This window comes from Flavobacterium pallidum (genome assembly GCF_003097535.1).
Taxonomy (GTDB): domain Bacteria; phylum Bacteroidota; class Bacteroidia; order Flavobacteriales; family Flavobacteriaceae; genus Flavobacterium; species Flavobacterium pallidum.
The window spans coordinates 756,102-782,718 of sequence record NZ_CP029187.1; the positions used below are offsets into that span (position 1 = coordinate 756,102).

Annotated in this window: 21 protein-coding genes; 16 read left to right on the plus strand and 5 right to left on the minus strand. The window is 44.4% G+C overall.

Features of this window, described 5'->3' with window-relative positions:
- Position 1 precedes the first annotated feature (1 nt).
- Both HYN49_RS03030 and HYN49_RS03035 read right to left on the minus strand, forming a co-directional pair.
- A complete protein-coding gene (locus tag HYN49_RS03030; RefSeq protein WP_108902745.1) occupies positions 2–892 on the minus strand; it encodes a DMT family transporter in 891 nt (296 codons plus the stop codon).
- Positions 892–1,239, minus strand: a complete 348-nt coding sequence (locus tag HYN49_RS03035) for an arsenate reductase family protein (protein WP_108902746.1) — start codon at positions 1,237–1,239, stop codon at positions 892–894. Before HYN49_RS03035 ends, HYN49_RS03030 begins: the two co-directional genes overlap by 1 nt.
- 69 nt (positions 1,240–1,308) lie before the next feature.
- On the opposite strand from HYN49_RS03035, the gene HYN49_RS03040 reads away from it, so the two are divergent.
- The gene (locus HYN49_RS03040; protein WP_108904929.1) at positions 1,309–1,764 is read left to right on the plus strand and encodes a DinB family protein; all 456 of its coding nucleotides are present in this window, start codon (positions 1,309–1,311) and stop codon (positions 1,762–1,764) included.
- Here the strand turns inward: HYN49_RS03040 and HYN49_RS03045 are convergent.
- A complete protein-coding gene (locus tag HYN49_RS03045; RefSeq protein WP_108902747.1) occupies positions 1,757–2,494 on the minus strand; it encodes a DUF3298 and DUF4163 domain-containing protein in 738 nt (245 codons plus the stop codon). The genes HYN49_RS03040 and HYN49_RS03045 overlap by 8 nt on opposite strands.
- 95 nt (positions 2,495–2,589) lie before the next feature.
- On the opposite strand from HYN49_RS03045, the gene HYN49_RS03050 reads away from it, so the two are divergent.
- Positions 2,590–3,732, plus strand: a complete 1,143-nt coding sequence (locus tag HYN49_RS03050) for a cystathionine gamma-synthase (protein WP_108902748.1) — start codon at positions 2,590–2,592, stop codon at positions 3,730–3,732.
- A 119-nt stretch (positions 3,733–3,851) separates the two neighbouring features.
- Here HYN49_RS03050 and HYN49_RS03055 read toward each other — a convergent pair whose 3' ends face one another.
- Positions 3,852–4,655, minus strand: coding sequence for a THC0290_0291 family protein (locus HYN49_RS03055; protein ID WP_108902749.1), 804 nt, complete (start codon positions 4,653–4,655; stop codon positions 3,852–3,854).
- A 263-nt stretch (positions 4,656–4,918) separates the two neighbouring features.
- Here HYN49_RS03055 and gdhA point away from each other — a divergent pair, with 263 nt between their 5' ends.
- The 6 genes from gdhA to HYN49_RS03085 all read left to right on the plus strand — a co-directional run bounded on the left by gdhA (position 4,919) and on the right by HYN49_RS03085 (position 14,167).
- A complete protein-coding gene (gene gdhA / locus HYN49_RS03060) occupies positions 4,919–6,262 on the plus strand; it encodes an NADP-specific glutamate dehydrogenase (protein ID WP_108902750.1) in 1,344 nt (447 codons plus the stop codon).
- Between the two features lie 115 nt (positions 6,263–6,377).
- Complete coding sequence (porZ, locus tag HYN49_RS03065; RefSeq protein ID WP_108902751.1) at positions 6,378–8,684, plus strand: type IX secretion system anionic LPS delivery protein PorZ; 2,307 nt, start codon at positions 6,378–6,380, stop codon at positions 8,682–8,684.
- Between the two features lie 67 nt (positions 8,685–8,751).
- Positions 8,752–9,465 carry a DNA repair protein RecO gene (gene recO, locus HYN49_RS03070; protein WP_108902752.1) on the plus strand — a complete coding sequence of 238 codons (714 nt, stop codon included), beginning with the start codon at positions 8,752–8,754 and terminating at the stop codon, positions 9,463–9,465.
- Positions 9,466–9,665: 200 nt separating this feature from the next.
- A complete protein-coding gene (gene ileS / locus HYN49_RS03075; RefSeq protein WP_108902753.1) occupies positions 9,666–13,070 on the plus strand; it encodes an isoleucine--tRNA ligase in 3,405 nt (1,134 codons plus the stop codon).
- Between the two features lie 7 nt (positions 13,071–13,077).
- Positions 13,078–13,458: a TraR/DksA family transcriptional regulator gene (locus HYN49_RS03080; RefSeq protein ID WP_108902754.1), complete on the plus strand. Its 381-nt coding sequence runs from the start codon at positions 13,078–13,080 to the stop codon at positions 13,456–13,458.
- A gap of 112 nt (positions 13,459–13,570) precedes the next feature.
- Positions 13,571–14,167 carry a lipoprotein signal peptidase gene (locus HYN49_RS03085; protein WP_108902755.1) on the plus strand — a complete coding sequence of 199 codons (597 nt, stop codon included), beginning with the start codon at positions 13,571–13,573 and terminating at the stop codon, positions 14,165–14,167.
- Between the two features lie 64 nt (positions 14,168–14,231).
- Here the strand turns inward: HYN49_RS03085 and HYN49_RS03090 are convergent, their stop codons facing one another.
- Complete coding sequence (locus HYN49_RS03090) at positions 14,232–14,798, minus strand: 5-formyltetrahydrofolate cyclo-ligase (RefSeq protein ID WP_108902756.1); 567 nt, start codon at positions 14,796–14,798, stop codon at positions 14,232–14,234.
- Between the two features lie 97 nt (positions 14,799–14,895).
- Between HYN49_RS03090 and uvrC the strand changes: the two genes are divergently transcribed.
- The 8 genes from uvrC (at position 14,896) to HYN49_RS03130 (ending at position 26,617) form a co-directional block, all read left to right on the plus strand.
- Complete coding sequence (gene uvrC, locus HYN49_RS03095; RefSeq protein ID WP_108902757.1) at positions 14,896–16,692, plus strand: excinuclease ABC subunit UvrC; 1,797 nt, start codon at positions 14,896–14,898, stop codon at positions 16,690–16,692.
- 2 nt (positions 16,693–16,694) lie between these two features.
- Positions 16,695–18,908, plus strand: a complete 2,214-nt coding sequence (locus HYN49_RS03100) for a patatin-like phospholipase family protein (RefSeq protein ID WP_108902758.1) — start codon at positions 16,695–16,697, stop codon at positions 18,906–18,908.
- Between the two features lie 75 nt (positions 18,909–18,983).
- Positions 18,984–20,621: an amino acid permease gene (locus HYN49_RS03105; RefSeq protein ID WP_108902759.1), complete on the plus strand. Its 1,638-nt coding sequence runs from the start codon at positions 18,984–18,986 to the stop codon at positions 20,619–20,621.
- A 302-nt stretch (positions 20,622–20,923) separates the two neighbouring features.
- Positions 20,924–22,081, plus strand: a complete 1,158-nt coding sequence (locus HYN49_RS03110; protein WP_108902760.1) for a homogentisate 1,2-dioxygenase — start codon at positions 20,924–20,926, stop codon at positions 22,079–22,081.
- Between the two features lie 123 nt (positions 22,082–22,204).
- A complete protein-coding gene (gene hppD / locus HYN49_RS03115) occupies positions 22,205–23,365 on the plus strand; it encodes a 4-hydroxyphenylpyruvate dioxygenase (RefSeq protein ID WP_108904930.1) in 1,161 nt (386 codons plus the stop codon).
- Positions 23,366–23,654: 289 nt separating this feature from the next.
- On the plus strand, positions 23,655–24,431 hold the full coding sequence (locus HYN49_RS03120) for a DUF3108 domain-containing protein (RefSeq protein ID WP_108902761.1): 777 nt from the start codon (positions 23,655–23,657) through the stop codon (positions 24,429–24,431).
- Positions 24,432–25,361, plus strand: a complete 930-nt coding sequence (locus HYN49_RS03125; RefSeq protein ID WP_108902762.1) for a tryptophan 2,3-dioxygenase family protein — start codon at positions 24,432–24,434, stop codon at positions 25,359–25,361.
- Between the two features lie 23 nt (positions 25,362–25,384).
- Positions 25,385–26,617, plus strand: a complete 1,233-nt coding sequence (locus HYN49_RS03130; RefSeq protein ID WP_108902763.1) for a M23 family metallopeptidase — start codon at positions 25,385–25,387, stop codon at positions 26,615–26,617.

Sequence of the window (26,617 nt, forward strand, 5' to 3'; positions counted from 1 at the left end):
CCTACTTCGACTGCTTCATTGTGACAAGGTAGACCCCCGAAAAAATCAGTGCCGCTGAAACGATTTTCACCAGTGACAGCGTGTCTTTCCCCAATCCGATGGCGATGATGCTGGCGAATAACGGTTGCAGGTAAATGAAAACGGCAACGGTGACCGGTTTTAGCGTTTTCATCGAAAGCAGGTTCAGCAGATAGGTCAGGAAAGTAGAAAACACAAGGACGAATCCCACTTTCCAGTAAATATCGACCGGCATCTGAGACCATTCGACGGCATTGAATTCGCTCCATCCGAAAGGCAGAACCATCAGGAACCCGAAAAGGTAAATCCATTTTACGAAAGTGAATGCATTGTATTTTTCCATTAATTTTTTGACGACAATCAGGTAAAAGGCATACGAAACCGCATTTACAAAAACCAGTAAGTTCCCTAAAGTGCCATTGGTTGCAGCGTGTGCGGGATTGTGGTTGCCAAAATAAATCAATGATGCCGTGCCGCCAAGCCCAAGAAGAATCCCGAAAACCTTGCGTTTGCGCATGCGCTCTTTCATAATGATCGCCGACAAGACCAGTACGATAATCGGTGTCGTGACCATAATCACTGCCGCGCTGATGGGCGAGGTATAACTGAGCCCCTTGAAAAACGTCAGCATATTTAAAGCCACCCCGAAAAAAGCGGCTGCGATAATCCTCGGGAAATCATGGCGTGCGATTTTCTCCTTTGGCATAAAAAGCCAGACCATCCAGAAAAGCAGTACGGAACCGCCGACACGGAGCGTAATGAATCCAAAAGCGTCAATATACATGGGCATCACGTCTTTGGCAATGGTAAAAGTCACACCATAGATTATGGATACGAGCGTAGCGGCAATGAGCGCGGCATTCCTTTTTGACATTAGCTTAAAGCTTTGATTACTTCCGCGATATTTTTCTGGCTGTTGCCGATATAGATTTTGTTGCCGATGATGAAAACGGGCCGGCTCAGAAACGTATAATGCTCTAAGATATACCTCTTATAATCAGCTTCGGTGAGGTTTTTGTCCTTGAGTCCCATCGATTTGTAAAGCTGTGCCTTTCTGCTGAAAAGCGCCTCGTAACTTCCGGAAAGCGAATACATTTCCTCGAGCTGCCTTTCTGAAACCGGGTCCTGCCGGATGTCCTGATACACCAGATCATTTTCCGGAAGCATTTTGATGATTTTACGGCAGGTGTCACACGAAGCGAGGTAAAATATATGGTCCATAACATTTTATTTTGGGCAAAGAAAAATCATTTTGTACGGATTTCAGTACTTTTAGCAAAAAATAAAAACATGCAGCGCACCTTCGATGTTACCCGCACCAGCAGGAAAGTTTTGGAACAATACCTTGACAATTATTCTTTGGAACAGCTCAACAAAGTGCCGCCGGGCTTTAACAACAACCTCATCTGGAACATCGGGCATATTGTCGTGGTGCAGCAAATGCTGGTGTATAACCTGTCGGATCTGCCGATGATGGTTTCTGCTGAAATGGTCGAAAAATATAAAAAGGGCACGCGCCCTGAAAGCGATGCAACACAGGCAGAAGTTGACGAGATACGCGCGCTTTTACATGCCCCGATTGATACAACGGAAGAAGACCAGAAAAAGGGGATTTTCAAAACCTATCGGGATTTTACTTCAATGTCGGGATTTTCAATGACTTCCGCAGAAGACGCGATGGAATTCAACAATTACCATGAAGCGATGCACACCGGCATCATGATGGGCATCCGTAAATTTATTTAACGGCGAGATACGGATTGGCTTCTTTATATGGGATCAGTAATTCTTTCGGGCCATCGGCATAGGATGCGATTTCATACACATTGTAGAATAAAAGCAGCCCTTTTTCGGTAAAGAAATACGTTTGCGGCAACTGGAATTCCTCGTCTTCAAACATCAGGTTTGTCGAATTGATCGGGCCATCCGGGATTTTATAGGCTGCACGGAATTTCTTTTCAGCAAAATCCTTAAAACCATTCCGGTCTTTAAACAGGTATTCATTCGGGATGGACTTTCCGGTTTCCGGATCAAAAATCAGCGAAGTCCTGCCGCTGTAGCCGTGTGCGCCGCCGGTAAATTTATAATGCTTCAGTTCGATATTGATGATGCTGTCGGATTGGTATAGGACTTTCCCTGTGATTTTGGCCTCCCAGTTGAACTCGTCCGTCGGGTTTTCAGTTTGCATTTTGTCATACGCCTTAATGAACGAATTCAGCAACCCTTTGTATTCCGTGTCCGTAAATTGGTTTTCGCCCACCATTAAGATTTCCTTCATCGTTGAAAACACCTTTTTATTGATGCTGTCGGCCACGATCGGCTTGTCTTTTGCCAAAGGAATGTTCACGGAAACCTGTGTACATTCAGATTTGCAGGGCAGTGAAGATTTTTGCGCGAATGATTTTTGCTCAAAAGACAATTCATTATTGCAACTGGCCAGGAGCAGCAGCATCAGCAGGAAACCCATTTTTTTCATAGCAGAAATGTTAATTTCCACAAAGGTATTAAGTTGACATTGGGTTAAGAAAAATTAAACGATAAATTTGTCCAAAATTTTAACGATAATCAAAGATGAAATTCGATACCAAAGTTATACACGGCGGACAACACCACGATGCCGAAACCGGGGCAGTGATGCCGGCAGTGTTCCAAACTTCCACTTATGCGCAGACCACTCCGGGGAAACCGGTGGGTGATTATGAATACAGCCGCGCATCGAATCCTACCCGAACAGCACTGGAAAACGCTTTGGCAAGCATTGAAAACGGCAGCCGGGGATTGGCGTTCTCCTCGGGATTGGCGGCAACAGATTGTTTGCTGCGCTCCTTTAAAGCCGGCGACGAAATCATTGCGATGGACGATTTATACGGCGGGACTTATCGTATGTTTACGAGGATTTACAAAGATTCTGGCATCAAATTCCATTTCATCGACATGAACGACCTTGACGGTTTCAGGGCGCTGATTAATGAAAATACGAAAATGGTCTGGGTGGAAACCCCTACGAACCCATTGATGAAGCTGGCCGATATCAAAGCCATTTCGGAAATCACAAAGGCGCACAACATCCTGTTCGCAGTTGACAATACTTTTGCGACACCCTATTTGCAGAAACCTCTGGACCTTGGCGCAGATGTTGTGATGCATTCAGCAACGAAGTATTTGGGCGGACATTCTGATGTCATTGCGGGTGCTTTGGTCATAAAAGACGAGAAGCTCGGCGAACAATTGCATTTCCAGCAGTTTGCCACCGGAGCCACACTTGGCCCGATGGATAGTTTTTTGGTTTTAAGGGGTATTAAAACCTTGAGCCTGCGTGTGCAAAGGCATTGCGAAAACGGAAAAAAAGTGGTGGAATTCCTTTCAAACCATCCCAAAATAAAGACAGTTTATTATCCAGGGCTCGAAAGCCATCCGTATCATGAGGTAGCTAAAAAGCAGATGAAGGATTTCGGAGGCATGGTCACTTTTACTTTTGCATCAGGTAAAAAAGAAGACGCCATTTCTTTCCTTGAAAAGCTGAAAGTTTTCACGTTGGCGGAATCTTTAGGCGGCGTAGAATCACTGGCAAACCATCCGGCTTTGATGACACATGCTTCAATTCCTGAAGACAAACGTAAAGAAATCGGGATTACCGATGACTTGGTCAGATTGAGCGTAGGAATTGAGGATGCTGAAGATTTGATTGAGGATATCAGGCAGGCGCTTGGTTAGTTTGCCGTCGCAGTCACAGTTGGCAGTTGGCTGGCTATATAAATAAAAAATCCGCTTCTGCGGATTTTTTTATGTTTAAAATGCTAAGAAACTTTGTTACTCTGCAACTTTGCAACTTCCTAATCCAGATAATAAATATACCCCACATTAAACCAAACCAGCCAGTCATTGGCGCGGTTTTCAGTGTATTTTTCAGGGTTTGGATTGAGTCCGTCTACCCAGTTTGAAAAGTAATATTGCCACCTTAAATCGACCATCAAATCTGATAAAGGGGATAATTTATAACGTGTTCCTATACTGCCTACTACAGACCATACATTGCCATCTTCGCCGGAATAACCGTGCTCGCGGCCATCGGATGGCTCGAGGTATTTAGGGAATGTCGTTTGTGGGATCCCTAAAGGGCCAAGCAAAGAATAAGCATCGGGATTGTAATAGGAATAGTGTCCGCCAAGGCTTAAAAAAGGGCCGAAACTCCCAATGGTCGCCGTAAAATCACGGACACTCAATGGGTACCATTCCAATTGCATACCAATATCAGTCACTTCGGTAGAGCCACGCATGGCTTTCAGCTGCTGTACCCCTAATGAATTGCTGTTTTTATTGACCCAACGCCCGAAATGCTGCAGTTCCGTTTTGTTATACGAAAGCTCAGAACGCAATTTAAAATGGTCGTTGAAATACGTATCTGCCGTATAACAGTTACAGGTCGCCTGATACGAAAAATTCAGGTAATGGATGATCCCGATTCCATAACCGGTATTTCCCGCATTGGTTTCAAGATCGTGGCGTTCACCATAATCCGACTGGAATGCCACAGGTCCTGAAATAATCCCAACTTCATGGGAAAATCCAAATTGTGCCTGCGCAGGATTGTATAAACCGAACAAAACAAGAATGGCGATGAGGGGCTTTTGGAACATTTTTGTTTGGGATTCAAATTATCACAAAGATATAAAAACAAGGTTCACTTGAGAAAATAAAATAATAATTACTTATTTCTGTACGAAAACAGCAACAGATTAGTTTAAAATCGTGTGCTTTATGCACATAAACTAAACATTATTTAAAAAAATAATAATTCTCCTGAGGATATATAAAAATCAATAATGATATTTTCGGAGATACTGTATATTTGTGCCTGCAAACGAAAACGTTTTCTTAAAACGTTAATAATCTAATAATCATGTCACAAAGTATTCAAGCATTTGTAGATGCAGTAGCAAAAAACAACCCGAACGAGCCGGAATTCATGCAGGCAGTACACGAAGTTGCTGAAACCGTAATCCCATTTATCGAAGAAAATAAAAAATACCAGGGCAAAATGCTCCTGGAAAGAATGGTGGAAGCCGAGCGCATCATCACCTTCCGTGTAGTATGGACAGACGACGCCGGAAACACACAGGTAAACCGTGGTTACAGGATCCAGATGAACTCTGCCATCGGGCCATACAAAGGAGGAATCCGTTTCCACCCTTCCGTAAACCTTTCCATTTTGAAATTCCTTGCTTTTGAGCAGACTTTCAAGAACAGCCTTACGACATTGCCTATGGGTGGTGGAAAAGGTGGTGCAAATTTCGACCCTAAAGGAAAATCTGATAACGAAATCATGCGTTTCTGCCAGGCTTTCATGACCGAATTGTCTAAGCATATCGGCGCTGATACCGATGTACCTGCCGGAGATATCGGTGTTGGTGGACGCGAGGTTGGTTATATGTTCGGCCAATACAAAAGATTAAGAAATGAGTTTACAGGCGTTTTGACCGGAAAAGGAATCACTTTCGGCGGTTCATTGATCCGTCCTGAAGCCACAGGTTACGGCGATGTGTATTTTGCACAGGCGATGCTTGAAACCAAAGGCGACAGCTTCAAAGGAAAAATCGTAGTCGTTTCAGGCTCTGGAAACGTAGCACAATACGCTGCTGAAAAAGCAACGGAATTAGGTGGAAAAGTAGTAACGCTTTCTGATTCTGCAGGATACATTTATGATGCTGACGGAATTGATGCTGAGAAACTGGCCCACGTTATGCAGATCAAAAACGTAGATTACGCCCGTATTTCAGAATACGTGAAAAAATATCCGAATGCAAAATATGTAGCCGGAAAACGCCCTTGGGAAGTAAAATGTGATGTGGCCCTGCCTTGTGCAACACAAAACGAACTGAATGAGGAAGAAGCAAACCTGCTTGTTTCAAACGGTTGTATTTGTGTGGCTGAAGGAGCAAACATGCCTTCAACACCGGAAGCTGTAGCTGTATTCCAAAAAGCAAAAATCCTTTTCGCCCCAGGGAAAGCTTCCAATGCAGGTGGAGTAGCGACTTCAGGTCTTGAAATGTCACAAAACTCTTTGCGTTTGAGCTGGACTTCCCAGGAAGTGGACGAGAGATTGCACAACATTATGCTGAACATCCATTCTGCCTGTGTAAAGTATGGTGCTGATGGAAACGGTTATGTTGATTACGTAAAAGGCGCTAACATTGCCGGTTTCGTAAAAGTTGCCGATGCCATGCTGGCTCAGGGTGTGGTATAATCCAAATCCGTATAAATAAATCAAGCCTTCCGGTTTCGGGAGGCTTTTTTATTTCCGCCGATATGAAAACCCGCATAATTGCGTTTTGTATATTTGCGTCACTTAAAAGCCTGAAATGAAATATTTTTTCATACTTACCTTTTCCGTTTTTTTTACCACTTTTGGTTTTGCTCAAAACGACCAGCTTTGGAAAGGGTATTTTTCATATACTTCCATTAAGGACCTTGCTTCTTCACCAAACCGGATTTATGCGGCTTCTGAAAACAGCATCTTCTCAAAAAATATAGCGACGAATGAACTGAAGACCGTTAATACCATCGACGGTCTTCCCAGTGAAAACATTTCCGGAATTTACCACACCAATACGTTTAACAAAACGCTGATCGGGTATGAAAGCGGGTTGATGGTTGTCATCAATGATGCTGATGGAAGCATTCTTAAAGTGGTCGACATATTAAATAAGCAATTGCCCCCAAACATCAAGAAGATCAACCATTTTATGGAGTTTGAAAGCATCGTGTATATTTCCTGTGATTTTGGGATCGTGCAATATAACCTGAGTACGCTTCAATTTGGTGACACGTATTTCATCGGTGATAACGGGACCGAAATCATCATCAGCCAAACCGCTGTATTTGATGGTAAAATCTATGCCGCCACAAGGGATTACGGCATCCGCAGGGCCGACATCAACAATCCGAACCTGAACGACTTCAGCCAATGGACCACCATCACCGGAAATGGCTGGGCAGGAATCGAGGCTTTTGGCGACGACCTTTTTATGGTGACCAATACAGGAGAATTGAAACGCTACCAGAACGGCGCGTTTTCAAATATTGCCATTTTACCTGAACCGCCGAAAGACATGCGCAGTGAAGGCAGCAGGCTGCTCGTTACGACGGCCACCCATGTTTTTATATATAATGAAAATTATGCGCTTGAGCGCAACCTGCAGGCAGTTGAAATAGACGTTGTCAACTTGAGATTTACCTGTGCAGCCATAGTTGGAAATGGTTTATATCTCGGAACCGAGTCCAACGGTGTGTATGCTACAGGGTTTACCGCAGGCGGCGCATTCCAGAATGTAACCCCTAACGGTCCTGTCCGGAATAATATCTTCGCCATTACTGCCACGACTGAAAACCTTTGGGCCGCTTATGGCGATTATACTGCCGATTACAACCCATACCCGCTGGATTATTATGGCGTGAGTAAATTTTCCCCGAACGGCTGGCTCAACATTCCTTATGAAACCATTCACGACGCTATCGGCCGGGATGTCGTTTCGATGGTCCGTGTTACAGCCAATCCCGCAGATGAAAATCAGGTATTTTTCAGCTCATTCCACTCGGGCCTGCTGAAATTCCAGAACGATGAACCCGTCGCACTATACAATCAAACCAATACCACGAATGGCCCGGAAGGTCCTCCAGGTGATGCCACTTACCGCGTTGATGGAGCCGCTTTTGACCAATCCGGCAACTTATGGGTAACCAATAGCATTGTCCGAAACGGACTCAAGGTATTGCGCGCCGGTGGTGGCTGGCAGTCTTTTGACCTTCAGGGACTTTATGACAATGTCTTAAAACTCAACATAGGCAGGCTTGTCATCGATAAAAACGGCACGAAATGGATGCCTACCCGCGACGATGGGCTGATTGCGTTTAACGAGAACGGTAACATCGGCAAATCAATCAAATCAGGTCCAGATACCGGAAACCTTCCCATCGACAACGTGCGTGTAGCTACGATTGATAATCGCAACCAGCTCTGGATCGGGACGACGACGGGGCTTCGCGTATTATCAAGCGTGGACAGCTTTTCAGGAGACACACAAATGACCACGCGTCCTATCGTCATCCAGGAAATTATCGACGGACAGCCGGTCAATATCGAACTGATGTCCGGCCAGTTTATTACAGACATTGTAGTGGACGGAGGCAATAATAAATGGATCGGTACCGCAGATGCCGGCGTTTTTCATTTTTCCTCCAATGGCGAAGATGTGCTGCATATCTTCAACAGCAGCAATTCCCCGTTACCAAGTAATTCCATCAACGATATTGAAATCAATAAAACTACCGGCGAAGTGTTCTTTGCCACAAGTAAAGGTTTGGTTTCTTATAAAGGCACTGCCATTTCCGCGAGCGACGATCTGAAAAATGTATTGGTATACCCGAATCCGGTGCGCCCTGAATATACCGGTACCGTAAAAATCACGGGGCTCACGGACAAAGCCACCATCAAGATCACTGATATTGAAGGCAGCCTGGTTTATGAAGTCGTTTCAGAAGGCGGCTCGATAGAATGGGACACGCGCGCTTTTGGGAAATACAACGTCGCTTCCGGAGTGTATATGATTTTCATTTCGACCCAGGACGGGATGTTGACGACGGTGAAAAAAGTGATGATCGTGAGATAGGTGCAGGGTACAAGGTGCAGATAAATGCTGCCAAAAACCTGAACCCTGAACCCCAAACCTTGGACCCATGAATGTTAAGACCCGCGCCATCGTCATTTCCACCATCAAATACCAGGACAAAAACCTGATCGTGAAATGTTTTACGGAATCAGACGGGTTGAAATCTTATTTTGTGCGCTCGGCTTTTTCTGCGGCAAAAAACACCCAGAAGATTGCGTATTTCCAACCGATGACCATTTTGGAAATCGAAGCTTCCCATAAAAATAAAGGTACGCTGGAACACTTCCGGGAAGTCAGGCTGGCGTTGCATTATCATTCCATTCCGATGGATATTGCCAAAAGCACGATCACCCTGTTTATTGCCGAAATGCTGCACCATGCGATCCACGAAGAGGAAAAGAACGAAGCCTTCTTTAGTTTTTTACTCACGGCGATGGAATGGCTTGACAACCATAACGACACTGCAAATTTCCATTTAATCCTGCTCCTGGAAATCACCAAATTCCTCGGGTTTTATCCTGATATTTCCCAGATCAGCCTGCCTTTTTTTGATATTGCCGAAGGGAACTTTACCGGTTTTACGTCTGTAAATGCGCTTACAGAAAGTGAATCCGCTTCGTTAAAAAAACTCATCAGCCTGCGCTTCAGCGACAGCCAAAAGGCCTTCCATGTTTCCGAAAGGCAAACATTATTGCGCATTCTTGTCGACTATTACAGCCTGCATCTTGATGGGTTTAAGAAACCGAAGTCTTTGGAAGTTCTAAGGGCCGTTTTTTCCTGATTTCTATGGCGCGCCCTGCGGGCCGGGCTCTCCGCGGTGCACGGCACCTTGCTGCGATCCCTCGCGCGATGCCGCTTCCAATTTCCGTAAAACCTAAACCTGACGTAAATTCTCCGGACTTTCCAACTTTCTGACTTTCGACTTTCGACTATTCGCGGAAATCACTACTTTCGCAGATTGATTTTACAAAACGATTGAAAATGAGTACGAAATTTACGGAATACAAAGGACTGGACCTGCCCACAGTGGCCTCGGAAGTCCTTGATTTCTGGAAGAAAGAGAACATATTTGAAAAGAGCGTCACGACACGCGAGGGGAACGAACCGTTCGTGTTTTTTGAGGGCCCGCCGTCTGCAAACGGACTGCCGGGAATCCACCACGTGATGGCGCGTGCGATCAAGGACATCTTCTGCCGCTATAAAACACAGAAAGGATATCAGGTAAAACGCAAGGCGGGCTGGGATACGCACGGTTTGCCGGTAGAACTGGGCACCGAAAAAGAGCTTGGAATCACCAAAGAAGATATCGGGAAAAAGATCTCGATCGAAGAATATAACGAAGCCTGCAAACGCACGGTAATGCGTTACACCGACGTGTGGAACGACCTGACCGAAAAAATGGGCTACTGGGTCGATATGGAAGATCCATATGTCACCTACAAATCCAAATACATGGAGTCGGTTTGGTGGCTGTTGAAGCAGATCTACGACAAAGGATTGATGTATAAGGGTTACACGATCCAGCCGTATTCCCCTAAATCCGGAACGGGCTTGTCTTCACACGAGGTTAATCAGCCGGGCGCTTACCGCGATGTGACCGATACGACGATCGTGGCACAGTTTAAGACCAAACCGGAAACGCTGCCTGCCTTTTTACAGGGATTTGGCGATGTACACATTTTAGCCTGGACGACCACGCCATGGACTTTGCCTTCAAACACGGCCTTGACGGTGGGGCCGGAGATTGACTATGTGTTGGTAAAGACTTTCAACCAATATACTTTTGAGCCGGTAAATGATGTTCTGGCAAAGAATTTAGTCGGAAAACAATTCGGGAAAGGATTTTTCGAGACTATCGAAGCTGCTGATTTCGACAATTATAAAGCAGGAGACAAACAGATTCCGTATACAATCCTGGCCGAAGCCAAAGGAAAAGACCTTGTCGGCATCCGCTACGAGCAATTATTGCCATTTGTATTGCCATACCAAAATCCTGAAAACGCCTTCCGTGTAATTTCCGGAGATTTCGTAACCACAGAAGACGGAACCGGAATCGTACATACCGCGCCAACTTTTGGTGCCGATGATGCGAAAGTAGCCAAGGAAGCCACACCGGAAGTGCCGCCAATGCTCGTTTTGGACGAATACGGAACGCCGATCCCGTTAGTTGATTTACAGGGGAAATTCACTTCTCATGTTGGGCCCTACGCCGGAAAATATGTGAAGAACGAATATTACGAGGCCGGTACGGCACCTGAAAGATCCGTCGATGTTGAACTCGCAATCCAGTTAAAAGAAGAGAATAAAGCCTTTAAGGTTGAGAAATACGTACACAGTTATCCGCACTCGTGGAGAACCGATGAACCACTTTTGTATTATCCTTTGGATTCATGGTTCATCAAGATCACCGAAGTTCGCGACCGCATGTTCGACCTTAACGATACGATAAACTGGAAACCGAAAGCGACCGGTGAAGGCCGTTTCGGGAACTGGCTTAAAAATGCCAACGACTGGAACCTATCGCGCTCAAGATACTGGGGAATTCCTTTGCCGATTTGGCGTACGGAAGACAAACAGGAAGAAATCCTGATCGGTTCAGTCGAAGAATTGTACCACGAAATTGAAAAATCGATCGCTGCAGGCATCCAGAAGCAAAATCCATTCAAAGGTTTTGAAATCGGCAATATGTCTGAAGCCAATTATGACTTGGTTGACCTGCACAAAAATGTAGTTGACGCCATTACGCTTGTTTCGCCTTCAGGAAAACCGATGACGCGTGAAACGGATTTGATCGACGTTTGGTTCGATTCGGGTGCCATGCCTTATGCACAATGGCATTATCCATTTGAGAATAGTGATAAAATCGACCAAAATAAAGACTTTCCTGCTGATTTTATTGCGGAAGGCGTTGACCAGACACGTGGTTGGTTTTATACACTGCACGCTATCGGAACTTTGGTCTTTGACAAGGTCGCTTATAAAAATGTGGTTTCCAACGGACTGGTTTTGGACAAAAACGGCCAGAAAATGTCGAAACGCCTCGGCAATGCGACAGATCCTTTCGAAACCATCAAAGAATACGGCCCGGATGCCACGCGTTGGTACATGATCTCGAATGCGAATCCTTGGGACAATTTGAAATTTGACATTGAAGGCATTGCGGAAGTACGACGCAAATTCTTCGGTACCTTATACAATACGTATTCGTTCTTCTCCTTGTATGCGAACATCGACGGATTCACTTATGCGGAAGCGGAAATCCCGCTGCATGAAAGACCGGAAATCGACCAATGGATCATTTCGGAACTGAATACCTTAATAAAAGATGTTGATGGTTTTTATGCCGATTACGAACCGACGAAAGCCTCACGTGCAATTTCTGATTTCGTACAGGAAAACCTGAGCAACTGGTATGTGCGTTTGTGCCGCCGCAGGTTCTGGAAAGGCGAGTACGCGCAGGATAAGATTGCGGCATACCAAACGTTATTTACCTGTTTGATTTCGGTGGCAAAACTGGGCGCGCCCATCGCGCCGTTCTTCATGGACAAGCTTTACATCGATTTGACAAAAGCCACTGGAAACGAGAATTTTGAGTCCGTACACCTGGCTGAATTCCCGCAATTCGTTGAAAACTTTGTTAATAAAACGTTAGAGAGTAAAATGCAGAAGGCGCAAACCATCTCTTCCTTGGTTTTGTCACTGCGTAAGAAGGAAATGATCAAAGTGCGACAACCTTTAAAAAAGGTAATGATACCGGTACTTGACGCAAAACAAAAGGCGGAGATTGAGGCGATTTCAGACCTGATAAAAGCCGAGGTCAACGTTAAGGAAATCGAACTTCTCGATGATGCATCAGGTATTTTAGTGAAGCAGATCAAGCCAAATTTCAAGGCTTTAGGACCGCGCTTTGGAAAAGATATGGGATTGATTTCCAAAGAGATACAAGGATTTTCGCAGGAGCAGATTGCCCAATTGGATAAAGAAGGCAGCATCGCGCTTGTTATTTCGGGAAATAATATAACTTTAACCTTAGAAGACGTAGAGATTACGTCCCAGGATATTGAAGGCTGGCTGGTGGCCCATGCAAACGGAATAACCGTGGCGCTGGACATCACCATTACGCCGGAGCTGAAAAATGAAGGTATTGCAAGGGAGCTGGTAAACAGGATCCAGAACATCCGTAAAGATTCAGGTTTCGAGGTAACCGACAAGATCCAGGTGCAGATTGAGGCAGGAAACAGTATGTTGGAAGAAGCTGTTGAAGGAAATGTGGATTATATAAAATCTGAGACTTTAACCGAAACGATTGCCTTCATGGAAAGTGTACCTTCGGGCACCGAAATAGAATTTGACGACATCAAAACAAAAATATTAATTTCAAAATAGAACAAAAATGGTAGATGAAGTTGCACGATACTCTGACGCAGACCTGGCAGAGTTCAAAGAAATTATCCTAGGAAAGATACAAAAAGCACAATCAGACCTTGACCTGATCAAAAGTGCCTACATGAATGACCTTAATAATGGTACAGACGATACTTCCCCAACATTCAAGGCATTTGAAGAAGGCAGCGAAACCATGTCGAAAGAAGCGAATTCACAGTTGGCCATCCGTCAGGAGAAGTTTATCCGTGATCTGAAAAACGCGCTTTTCCGTGTGGAAAACAAGACTTACGGGGTTTGTAAAGTGACCGGAAAACTCATTGGAAAGGAACGCCTGAAAATCGTTCCGCATGCGACCATGAGTATCGAAGCCAAAAATTTACAGCGATAATCGAAAAAAATTCCCAAAGTTTAGGGACAAAATTCCAAATTCCAAATTAAACCCTGGGATTTGGAATTTCTTTTTTGGAATTTCCCTATTTTTGCCCACTAAAATTTGCACAATGTCCTTAAAAAGAGCCTATCTCATTATTTTCCTGATACTTTTGGTAGATCAGATTTCAAAAATCTACATCAAGACGCATTTCCGCTTACAGGAAGAAGTCGAAGTTTTCAGTTGGTTCAAGATTTATTTTATTGAGAATGAGGGCATGGCCTGGGGCACCAAGATTCCGGGCAATTACGGCAAACTGATCCTGACCCTGTTCCGTATTGCAGCCATAGGCGGTATCGGCTGGTGGCTGTGGAGCGCTGTGCAGAAACGCAGTTCCATTTACCTGGTGGTAGCCATCGCACTAATCTTTGCAGGTGCCACCGGAAACATCATTGATTCGATATTTTACGGCGTTATTTTCGACAGCAGTCATGGCAATGTAGCGACACTTTTCTCGCCACAGCCTTACGGCACTTTATTCCACGGAGATGTCGTCGACATGCTGTATTTCCCCTTCTTCACCGCAAGATGGCCTGAATGGGTCCCGGCAATTGGCGGACAGGAATTTAAATTCTTCAATGCCATCTTCAACATTGCCGATATGGCGATTTCAACCGGGGTGGGGATTTTGATTGTGTTTAATAAGAAGGCTTTTCATAAACACTAATTAGAAAATGGGTTAATTAGAAAATGTGATAATGTGCGGACGTTCGCAGGCATTATCTCATTCTCTAATTAAAATCATAAATTCTCAAAGGTGTCACGCAGTAATCAAGCTTTACATCGCCATCAAAAACGTCTTCCCACGTTTCTGCCGCTTCGAAAAAGGACAATCCTACCTTAATGGCATCCGGGCGGCATCCGGAGAGGAATTTGTCATAAAAGCCTTTACCGTAACCCACGCGGTTTCCTGATGTATCAAAGGCCAGCAATGGTACGAATACCACATCGATCTTTTCCGACGGAACCGTGATTCCGTCCACAGGCTCTGGGATATGATAGTCATTCTTTTTGAATTTCGTATTGTCCGTCAAAAGGAAATGCGTCATGTCGCGGGTTTCGAAATCGCTTTTGGAAACGAGGATTTCCTTGTCTTTTCCGGATAACATATGTAGGATGGGTTCAGTATCGACTTCGTTATGTTCTGCAATCGAAAGGAAGATATGATAATAAATCTTATCCCAAACCGGCAGCTGCAGCAATCTATTGGCAATATCGATGCTTTTATCTTCAATTTCATCTGCGGAAAGCGAATTCCGCAGTGCTTTATATTTAACACGGAGTTCTTTTTTATTCATACGATAAAAATAAACATTATCAACTTCATTCGCTAATTCGCTACGCTGCTCATTATCTCATTGCCAAATTATCGAATTATCTATTTAACTTTGTAACATGACTCCTGAACTCAGCCTGCAAATACAAACCCTCCCCGACGGCCCCGGTGTATACCAGTATTATGACAGGGAAGGGAAGCTGCTCTATGTAGGCAAGGCCAAAAACCTGAAGAAAAGGGTGTCTTCCTATTTCAATAAAGTACACGACACGGCCAAGACGAACGTCATGGTGCGCAAGATTGTCACCATCCGGCATATCGTCGTGGCATCCGAAAGTGATGCATTGCTTCTGGAGAACAACCTCATCAAGAAACACCAGCCACGCTTTAATGTATTGATGCGTGATGACAAGACCTATCCCTGGATTTGCATTAAAAAAGAACCTTTCTCCAGGATCTTCCCTACCCGGAGGATGATTAAGGACGGGTCGGAATATTTCGGGCCCTATACCAGTTTTAAAACCGTACATACCATCCTGGACCTGGTCAAGGAATTGTATCCGTTGCGGACCTGCAATTACGATTTAAGGGAGGAAAATGTCGAGAAAGGGAAATTCAAGGTCTGCCTCGAATACCATATCGGGAACTGCAAAGGACCCTGTGAAGGCCATGAATCTTTAGAAAACTATCAAAGACATGTAGAGGCCATCCGGCAGATACTAAAAGGGAATTTTAAGGAAAGCCTGCGCGATTTCCGCAAATCCATGACGCAGTGCGCCGCCGAAATGCGTTTCGAGGAAGCGCAGAAAATCAAGGAAAAAATCGACGTCCTTGAAAATTACCAGTCGCGCTCGATGGTAGCCAATGTTAAAGTCACGAATGTTGATGTATTCTCGATCATTTCTGACGAAGCGGTGGCGTATGTGAATTTCCTCCAGATTTCACATGGTTCTGTCATCCGGTCGCATACTTTGGAAATCCGGAAAAAACTCGAAGAACCTGACGAAGAGCTTTTGGCTTTGGCCGTAATTGAATTGCGTGAACGCTTCAACCTGCTTACCAAAGAGATCATCCTGCCGTTTGATATCGATCTGGGCGAAAGCATCAAAGTTACCGTACCGCAACTGGGTGACAAGAAACAACTGCTTGAACTTTCCCAGCGCAACGCACGGTATTACCGCCTCGACCAATTGAAGCAATTGCAGATTGTCGATCCGGACCGCCATACCACGCGCATCATGGCACAGATGAAAAAGGATTTACGCCTGAACGAAGAACCACGCCACATCGAATGTTTCGACAACTCGAACATACAGGGAAGCAATCCCGTGGCGGCCTGCGTCGTGTTTAAGGACGGGAAGCCAAGCAAAAAAGATTACCGCCATTTCAACATCAAGACCGTCGAGGGGCCGAACGATTTTGCGTCTATGGAAGAAGTGGTGTACCGCCGTTATAAAAGGCTGCTGGACGAAAACGAGCCGTTGCCGCAGCTGATCATCATTGATGGTGGCAAAGGGCAGCTTTCGTCCGCATTGAAAAGCATCGATGCATTGGAACTGCGCGGAAAGATTGCGATTATCGGGATTGCGAAAAGGCTGGAGGAACTGTTCTATCCCGGCGATAATGTGCCGTTGTATCTGGACAAGAAATCGGAAACATTAAAAGTCATCCAACAGCTGCGTAACGAAGCGCACCGTTTCGGGATTACGTTCCATAGGGACAAGCGCAGCAAATCGGCACTGAATTCATCTGTCGAATCGATTCCCGGCATCGGTGAAAAAACGATGATTACGTTAATGAAGCATTTCAAATCTGTTAAAAGACTCAAACTGGCGACGGAAAAAGAGATTTCAGACGTGGTCGGTGTATCGAAAGCAAAAAAAATTACCGACTTTTACAACACGAAAATAAATTGAACATGAAAAATATTGCTCTGTTGGTCATGGTGTTATGCGCATCGCTGACTTCTTTTTCACAGGAGCAACAACAAAACCACAAGCCTAAAGTGGGCCTTGTCCTTACTGGCGGCGGCGCTAAAGGCTTTGCGCATATCGGCGTACTCAAAGTCCTCGAAGCGGCAGGCATCGAGGTAAGTTACATCGGCGGGACGAGTATGGGCGCAGTAGTTGGCGGCTTATATGCTGCAGGCTACAACGCAAAGCAAATCGACTCGATATTTACCACGACTGATTTCGACGAACTCCTGAAAGACTACATCCCGCGCAGTTCAAAGAATTTTTTCGGGAAGCGCAATGACGAGCTGTATGCCATTCAGCTTCCGTTCAATAAATTCCGTATCGGCATCCCGACCGCTTTATCGAAAGGGATGTATAATTTTAACCTGCTCGCCAAATTGACCGACAATGTAAAGCATGTGCGCGATTTCAGGAAATTGCCGATACCCTTCCTATGCGTGGCTACAGACATTGAAACGGGCGAAGAAGTGGTTTTGGACAAAGGGTATTTACCACAGGCCATGCTGGCAAGTTCCGCATTCCCGAGCCTTTTTTCTCCTATTGAACTCGATGGGAGATTGCTGATCGATGGCGGCGTAACGAACAATTACCCGGTGGAGGAAGTCCGGAAAATGGGCGCCGATATCATCATCGGGGTCGATGTCCAGGATGATCTTAAGACGCGGCGCTCCCTAAAAGATGCCACGCGCATCCTGGTGCAGATCTCGAACCTGCAAATGATTGAGAAGATGAAACAGAAGATAAAACTGACCGATATTTACATTAAGCCCGACATCAGTGACTTTTCAGTAATCTCTTTTGATGAAGGTGCCGATATCATCAAACGTGGCGAGGAGGCCGCATTTTCTGTTTATGAGAAATTAAAGTCTTTGGCAGACGAAGAGCATCCGTATGTAAAGCCGGGAATGGCAAAAGTGAATGACAGTCTGTCAATCTTTAAAATCAACACCAATAAACTTGACGATTATACGAGGGCGTACGTTATCGGGAAACTGAAATTTAAGCCTGATACTAAAATTTCATATACTAATCTTAAAGACGGCATCAATGCACTGAGCGCCACTGAAAACTTCAGCGCCATTGGGTATTCCCTTGAAAAAAACGGCGATAAGGATGACCTTAACCTGCAGCTGACGGAAAATAATACGCGTACTTTCCTGAAGTTCGGGCTGCATTATGATGGCCTTTTCAAGAGCGGCATCCTGATCAATTTCACCAATAAAAAGACATTCCTGAAGAATGACGTGCTTTCGGGCGACCTGATCCTGGGCGATAACCTGCGGTATAATTTTGATTATTACATTGACAACGGCTTTTACTGGAGCTTCGGGTTCAAGTCCAAATACAACCATTTCAACAGGAATATCCTGATTGATTTCCATGACGGGCAGTTGCTCGATTTGCTGCACATCAACTCGCTGAACGTGAGTTTTTCAGACTTTACGAACCAGGCTTACCTGCAGACAATTTTCGCACAGAAATTCCTGATTGGTGCGGGGATAGAATACAAAACGCTTAAGATCCGTTCGGAAACCTTAGGCAATACTGCGCCAACATTTGAAAAGAGTGATTATACGAGTGCTTTTGGTTACCTCAAATATGATTCCTACGACAATAAATATTTCCCGAGCCGTGGCTGGTATTTCTGCGGGGATTTCCAGTCCTACCTGTACTCCACCGATTATACCGAAAAATTCGAGCCGTTTTCAATCGCGAAGGGGAACTTTGGCGTGGCACAGACTTTATTCCCAAAAACCACCATCCGCATGGAAACCGAAGGCGGTTTTGCCATTGGCGAAAGGACCATTGATTTTTTCAATTTTATCCTCGGAGGATACGGTTTTAATGAGCTCGATAACATCAGGCCTTTTTACGGCTATGATTTTTTAAGCCTTACGGCAGACAGTTACATCAAGACCGCGTTTACAGTTGATTATGAATTCTTCAAGAAGCACCATTTCAATATGACTGCCAATTATGCGAATATGGGCGACAAATTATTCCAGGACACCGATTGGATCACCAAGCCGCGTTATACAGGTTATGCTGTGGGATACGGACTGGAAACGATCATTGGCCCGATTGAGGTGAAATACAGCTGGTCACCGGAGCTTACCAAAGGCTTTACGTGGTTCAGCGTTGGGTTTTGGTTTTAAGCCATGAAAAATAATCGTTTGCGTTTGGAAAAAAACGATATATTTGGATTTCATTAACAACCATAACACTGATATATGTCAATCTGGAGAAGAAAACCATTGAATCAATTGCTTGAAGAAGCTTCAGAATCTGAGAAAGGATTAAAGAAAACCCTGTCAGCCTCAGGGCTCGTGGCCCTTGGGGTTGGAGCAATCATCGGTGCCGGATTATTTTCGATAACCGGGCTTGCAGCCGCTACCAATGCGGGACCTGCCATTACAATTTCATTCCTTGTGGCTGCTTTCGGCTGTATTTTTGCAGGTTTATGTTATGCTGAATTCTCCTCTATGATTCCGGTTGCGGGTAGTGCTTACACCTATTCATTTGCCACAATGGGTGAATTCATTGCCTGGGTCATCGGCTGGGATCTTGTGCTGGAATATGCCGTTGGAGCTGCCACGGTATCGATAAGCTGGTCGCGGTATTTAGGCAAATTCCTGCATGGTTATGGGATCGATCTGCCCGATAATTTCATGCTTTCCCCTTTTGAAGGCGGGATCATTAACGTTCCTGCGGTGCTTATCGTAATGGTAATGTCGCTTATTTTAATGCGGGGCACGAAAGAATCCGCATTCGTAAACGGGATCATCGTGTTGCTCAAGGTAAGTGTCGTACTGACCTTTATTGCTGTGGGATGGCAATATATAAGACCTGAGAATTATCACCCATATATTCCTGAAAACACAGGAGACTTTGGGGCGTTTGGCTTTTCAGGCATTATCCGCGCAGCAGCAATCGTGTTCTTTGCTTACATCGGTTTTGATGCCGTTTCTACTGCTGCACAGGAAGCTAAGAATCCAAAACGCGATATGCCGATTGGAATCTTATTGTCGCTGGCCATTTGTACGGTATTGTATATCTTATTTGCGCACGTCATGACGGGTGTGGTAAACTATCAGGCATTCGCCGGAAAAGACGGTATCGCTCCCGTTGCAGTTGCGGTAGAGGCTATGGGCCATGCTGATGCGAGCGGTATGATTACGCCTGCTTACCCGTGGCTGAACAATGCCATCCTTTTAGCGATTTTAGGCGGATATGCGTCGGTTATATTGGTAATGCTGATGGGGCAAAGCCGTGTATTCTTCTCTATGAGTAAGGACGGGCTAATGCCTAAAGTCTTTTCAGAAGTACATTCAAAGTTCAGGACCCCTGCCAAAAACAATATGTTGTTCATGGTATTGGTAAGCTTGTTTGCGGCTTTCGTTCCTGCGCGTGTTGTGGGCGAGATGACCAGTATCGGTACCTTGTTTGCGTTCATATTGGTTTGTATAGGCGTATTGATCATGCGTAAGAAAATGCCGGAAGCCCCGAGGGCATTCAGGACGCCGCTGGTGCCGTTGGTGCCGATACTCGGAATTTTTGTATGCCTCTTTATGATGGTATTCCTTCCATTGGATACCTGGATCAGGCTAATCGTATGGATGATGATCGGATTTGACCTGTACCTGTTCTATGGTATGAAAAACAGTATACTCAACCAGGGAAGCTTTAGCCTTCAGAATTACAAAACGGTAGCAGGATCAGGATTCGGGATGGTATTGGCACTTATAGTAGTTGCTTTTGTACACCATTCTATTGCTACTGAGGACGATTCGTCGCTATTTTATTTCTCTTTGATTTTCGCGGCATTGCATGCGATGATATATGCGTACAGCTTTAAAAAAGTAAGATAATTTTCTTTGTTAAAAATATTTCAAGGCAGTAAAATACGTTTTTACTGCCTTTTTGCTTTTTAAATATTTCCCAATAAAGCCTGCCCAAATTTAAATTTTTCCGATATTTGTTACTATGAAAACGAGTTGGAACGGCTTATTATCACATTTGAAATTCCTCATCAAGAGAAATCCGGAGTGAAGGGAATTAGAAAACTGGGGAATCAGATAATTAGATAATGCTCATCAAAGTCTACACTATCTGAAGTCTTCCAAGCAAATTAGCTCATTTTCTAATTATTTCATTTTCTAATTTCAACATCATGCCAATCTACCACAAACTCGGGGATTTCCCTCAAAAGCGGCATACCCAGTTCGAAAAACCAAATGGTGGTTTGTACTATGAACAACTCTTCGGCACAGAAGGTTTCCACGGGCATTCTTCGCTTTTGTACCATGTACACCGCCCAACCCAGGTAAAGGAAATCAACAAATCCTATTCTGTTGAACCAAAAATCGCTATTGGAAAAAACATCAAATCATTGCTTTTTAAAGGATTTGAACTCAAACCTGAAGCCGATTTCCTCGACAGCCGTAAAGCCATGCTCGTGAACCGGGACTGTATCATCGGGCTTGCAGCGCCGCAGCAATCACTCACAGAATATTTCTATAAAAATGCCGATGCCGATGAAATGATTTTCATCCATAAAGGAAAAGGGAAATTGCGCACGATGATGGGCAATATCCCATTTGAATATGGCGATTACTTAATCATCCCGCGTGGTATGATCTACCAAATTCAATTTGAAACTTCAGAAAACAGATTGTTTTATGTAGAATCTTATACGCCATTTTATACGCCGAAGCGATACAAAAATGCCTCAGGCCAGCATCTTGAACATTCCCCATTTTGCGAACGCGATTTTATCCTGCCAAACGAACTCGAAACCCATGATGAAAAAGGCAATTTCCTGATCAAGATCAAGAAAGAAGGCATGATGCACGAAGTGGTATATGCGACGCATCCGTTTGATGTGATCGGTTGGGATGGCTACAATTTCCCTTACGGATTCAGCATCCATAATTTCGAACCGATTACGGGCCGGGTACACCAACCGCCTCCGGTACACCAGACTTTTGAAACCGCTGCATTTGTCGTTTGTTCATTTTGCCCGAGGCTCTACGATTATCATCCGAAATCCATTCCAGCGCCATACAATCACAGCAACATCGACAGCGATGAAGTACTTTATTATGTAGACGGGGATTTTATGAGCCGCAATAATATCGAGCAGGGGCACATTACTTTGCATCCGAAAGGCATTCCCCACGGACCAGCGCCGGGCGCCATGGAGCGCAGTATCGGAAAAACGGTTACTGAAGAATTAGCGGTAATGGTGGATACGTTCCGTCCATTGATGGTTACTGAGGAAGCGATGAGACTCGATGATGGGCAATATTATAAATCCTGGGTGGAATAATTCAGGAGCTATTTACCGCTGTCCGCTGTATCTTTTTTATTTTTAAAGAAAAAATAAAAAAGGATGCCGCTGCCATCGGGGCTAAAACAAATTTCAAACTTTGGCGCAAGCCTTAATAACAATATTATGAAAGAAGTAAAATCCGTAGAATACGGACTCGAAAAAATATTTGAAGGCGCACAGGATTTCCTGCCGCTATTAGGAACCGATTATGTGGAGTTATATGTCGGCAATGCCAAACAGGCTGCACATTTTTATAAAACCGCTTTCGGCTATCAATCATTGGCTTATGCCGGATTGGAAACCGGCGTGCGCGACCGTGCATCTTATGTACTAAAGCAGGACAAAATCCGTTTGGTTTTGACGACTCCTTTAAATTCGGATTCTCCAATAAACGAACATCTTAAGAAACATGGTGACGGTGTCAAAGTGGCAGCGCTTTGGGTAGAAGATGCTACGAGCGCTTTTATAGAAACCACAAAACGCGGCGCAAAACCATTTATGGAACCTACCGTTGAGGAGGATGAATTCGGGACTGTCGTGCGTTCGGGAATTTATACTTATGGAGAAACGGTGCACATTTTCGTTGAGCGTAAAAACTACAAAGGCATTTTCCTTCCTGGTTATAAGGTTTGGGAATCTGATTACAACCCAACACCGACAGGCCTCAAGTACATCGATCATATGGTTGGGAATGTAGGTTGGGGCGAAATGAATACCTGGGTAAAATGGTATGAGGAAGTCATGGGATTCGTGAACTTCCTTTCATTTGATGACAAGCAAATCAACACGGAGTATTCTGCATTGATGAGCAAGGTCATGTCAAACGGCAACGGGCGCATCAAGTTCCCGATCAATGAACCCGCAGAAGGAAAGAAGAAATCCCAGATTGAGGAATATCTTGATTTTTATGGCGGACCCGGGATACAGCACATCGCCATTGCCACCGATGATATTATAAAAACTGTTACTGAATTGCGTGCCCGTGGCGTGGAATTCCTTTCCGCACCACCGCATGCTTATTATGAAGCCGTTCCGGAAAGATTGGGCGAACACATGAACATGATGAAGGAAGACCTCAGCATCATTGAAAAACTGGCCATCATGGTCGATGCTGATGAAGAAGGTTACCTGTTGCAGATTTTCACCAAACCCGTACAGGACCGTCCGACGCTGTTTTTTGAAATCATACAAAGAATGGGGGCAAAAGGCTTCGGGGCAGGGAATTTCAAAGCCCTTTTTGAATCTATCGAACGGGAACAGGCAAAACGAGGAACACTATAAAACTGTAAATTATCTGAGGAATCTGCAAACGAAAACGTTCTTGCAAATTGTTTTTTACGAATAATGTGTTAAAGTAAACTTTTTGATTGGAATAATTGAAATGTTGCGTATCTTTGCACTCGCAAAAACAAAGGGGTGGTTCCCGGAGTTTTTATGTAAATTTTTCATAATTTATAGTTTTGGTTGGTTAATAGCATAAAAACTCAGTCATTAATTTGACTGGGTTTTTTTGTTTTGGTATTTTTGGTATAGTTTTTGCTTCTCGATTAAGCAAAAAATTTAAAACGCTATGAAAAAATTAATGACTGTATTTTTGTTTGTAATCCTTACGAGTTTTACGACACAAAAAGAGAGGGCTTATGATGTCGGGGAATATTTTAAGCTGCGGATACATTATGGCTTTGTCACGGCTGGATACGCCACCCTTGAAGTGAAGGAAGCAGTGCGCAACAACAAAAAGATTTTCCATGCTGTCGGGAGAGGATACACTACCGGTATGTCAAAACTTTTTTTCAAGGTAGATGACAACTATGAAAGTTATTTCGACAGGGAAACCGGAAAGCCTTACCAGTTTGTCCGAAAAATTGACGAAGGCGGATATACCAAAAATCAGGAAGGTTTCTTCAGCCAGTCTGAAGACGAGGTAACAGTCAAGGATTATAAGAACAAAACCGAGAAAACCTTCAAGGTTCCAGATGGTGTTCAGGATATTATGTCGACATTTTATTGTTTGCGGAACCATCCGAATGTTGACAAGCTGAAAATAGGAGAATCCATTTCAATCGACATGTTTTTTGACGACGAAACCACAAAGTTTAAGTTAAAATTCATGGGTAAAGAAGATATAAAAACTAAATTTGGAACGATTCCCACCATGATTTTTCGCCCTTATGTGCAAGCAGGGCGCGTATTCAAGGAACAGGAAAGTTTAACCATCTGGATTTCAGATGACGATAATAAAATGCCGATCCGGATCAAAGCATCGCTTGCAGTGGGTTCCATAAAAGCCGATCTGGAAGCATTTAAAGGGCTGAAATATCCTTTTACAGTAAAAGTAAAACCATAAATGAACACGACACAAACCGACGAACTTTTAAATAAAATTGACGCAAAGTTTCAGGCTTTAAACCAAAAAACCGACACCCATCTGGAAGGTTTACTTTGGTCTAAGCCGATTACATATTGGGATTATATCCAAACCGATGCCCTATTGAATCTGCAGACACAACGCACCACGCTACCTGATGAGATGGTATTTATCATGTACCATCAGGTGAATGAATTGTTGTTTAAGATGATCCTTTGGGAAATTGACCAGATTTCTGAAAGTGAAAAACCCCAAACGGATTTCTTTACAGAAAGACTCATGCGAATCAGCCGTTATTTCAATATGCTGACAACGTCATTTGATATCATGGGAGATGGCATGGAAGTGGAACAATACATGAAATTCCGCAATACGCTTACCCCTGCCAGCGGATTTCAAAGTGCGCAATATCGCGTCATCGAGTTCGCCTCGACCGATCTGATCAACTTGATCGACTACCGTTTCCGTGCTACCATTGACCGCAATACACCATTCGACCATGCTTTCGAGCACCTGTATTGGCAGGCTGCGGGAAAAGACTACCACACCGGCAAAAAATCGTTCCTGATCGAGGAATTCGAAAGGAAATACAAAGCCGATTTTCTGCGTAAGATGGAACATTACAATAAAACCAATATCTGGCAGAAATTCAGGCAACTTCCCGCCGAAGACCAAAACAATCCGGAACTGATTGCTGCGATGAGGCATTATGATCATACCGTGAACATTACCTGGGTGATGGGCCATCTGAATGCCGCTAAAAAATACATTGACAGCGGACGCGGAAATGGCGAAGCCACCGGAGGCAGCGACTGGAAAAAATATATGCATCCAAAATACCAGCGCAGGATTTTCTTCCCTGAACTGTGGTCGGCCGAAGAACTTGCCTCATGGGGTGAAGAAAAATAGTTAACCCCTGAACCGACCCGATTTTGAAAAACATCCCCTTAATTATAATCGCGTTCCTTTTACTCATTTCCTGTGGGAAAGAGGCAAAACAAAAACCTCCTGCAACAGCAAAAAAACCGGAACCGGTCATTGTTGAATTCGGGTTTAAATTCAATGACTTTAATGTGGTGCAGGATACCGTTGTAAGCGGTGATACTTTTGGAAGCCTGTTGGAAAAAGAGAATCTCGGCAGCCTGAAAGTCCATGAAATCGTCGAAAAAGTAAAAGATTCTTTTGATGTCAGGAAAATGCGTGCCGGCAAGCCCTATACCCTGCTTCGCTCGAAAGACCCCTCCAAAAAGCTGCAGGTCTTTGTGTACCAGCCTGACCGGACCTCATACTATGTCGTCGACCTCCGCGATTCGGTCATTACTTATAAGAAGACAAAACCAGTTTCGCTTAAAAGACGTACGATAGCCTGTGCGCTGGACGGTTCCCTATCTGAAACGCTGGAGCGGCAAAAAGTACATGCTTCACTCGCAACGGATATTTCGAAAATCTATGCCTGGTCTATCGACTTCTTTAAATTACAGAAAGGCGATCGCTTTGCCATTACTTTCACCGAAAGGTATATCAACGACACGATTTACGACGGTGTTGAAAACCTTGAAGCTTCTTTCTTTGAATACAAGGGAAAAATCATTTATGCCTTCCCTTTCAAACAGGACACTACGTCTTTAAAGGTAGATTATTATGACGAAGACGGAAAAGTGCTCAAAAATATGTTCCTAAAAGCCCCGCTGAAATTCGTAAACATTACTTCGCGCTATGCCAAAAACCGCTTTCATCCGGTGCAGCATGTCTGGAAAGCGCATAAGGGAACAGATTATGCCGCCCCAACGGGAACGCCCATTATGACCACCGCTTCAGGTGTTGTGGAAAACACGGGTTATACCGCCGGAAATGGAAACTTTGTCAAAGTACGCCACAACCGCACCTACGAAACGCAATACCTCCATATGTCAAAAATCCTCGTAAGGCGCGGACAGCGCGTAAGCCAGGGCGATGTCATCGGCAGGGTTGGAAGCACCGGACTGGCAACGGGTCCACACGTATGTTACCGATTTTGGGTAAATGGTGCGCAGGTTGATGCACTCAGGCTTAAATTACCAAACTCAGAACCGATGGCTGTAAAATACAAACCTCGTTTTATGAAAGAAATGGCACCGCTTAAGAGGGAACTCGACAGTGTGGCGAAGCTGAAACTGAATATGTAG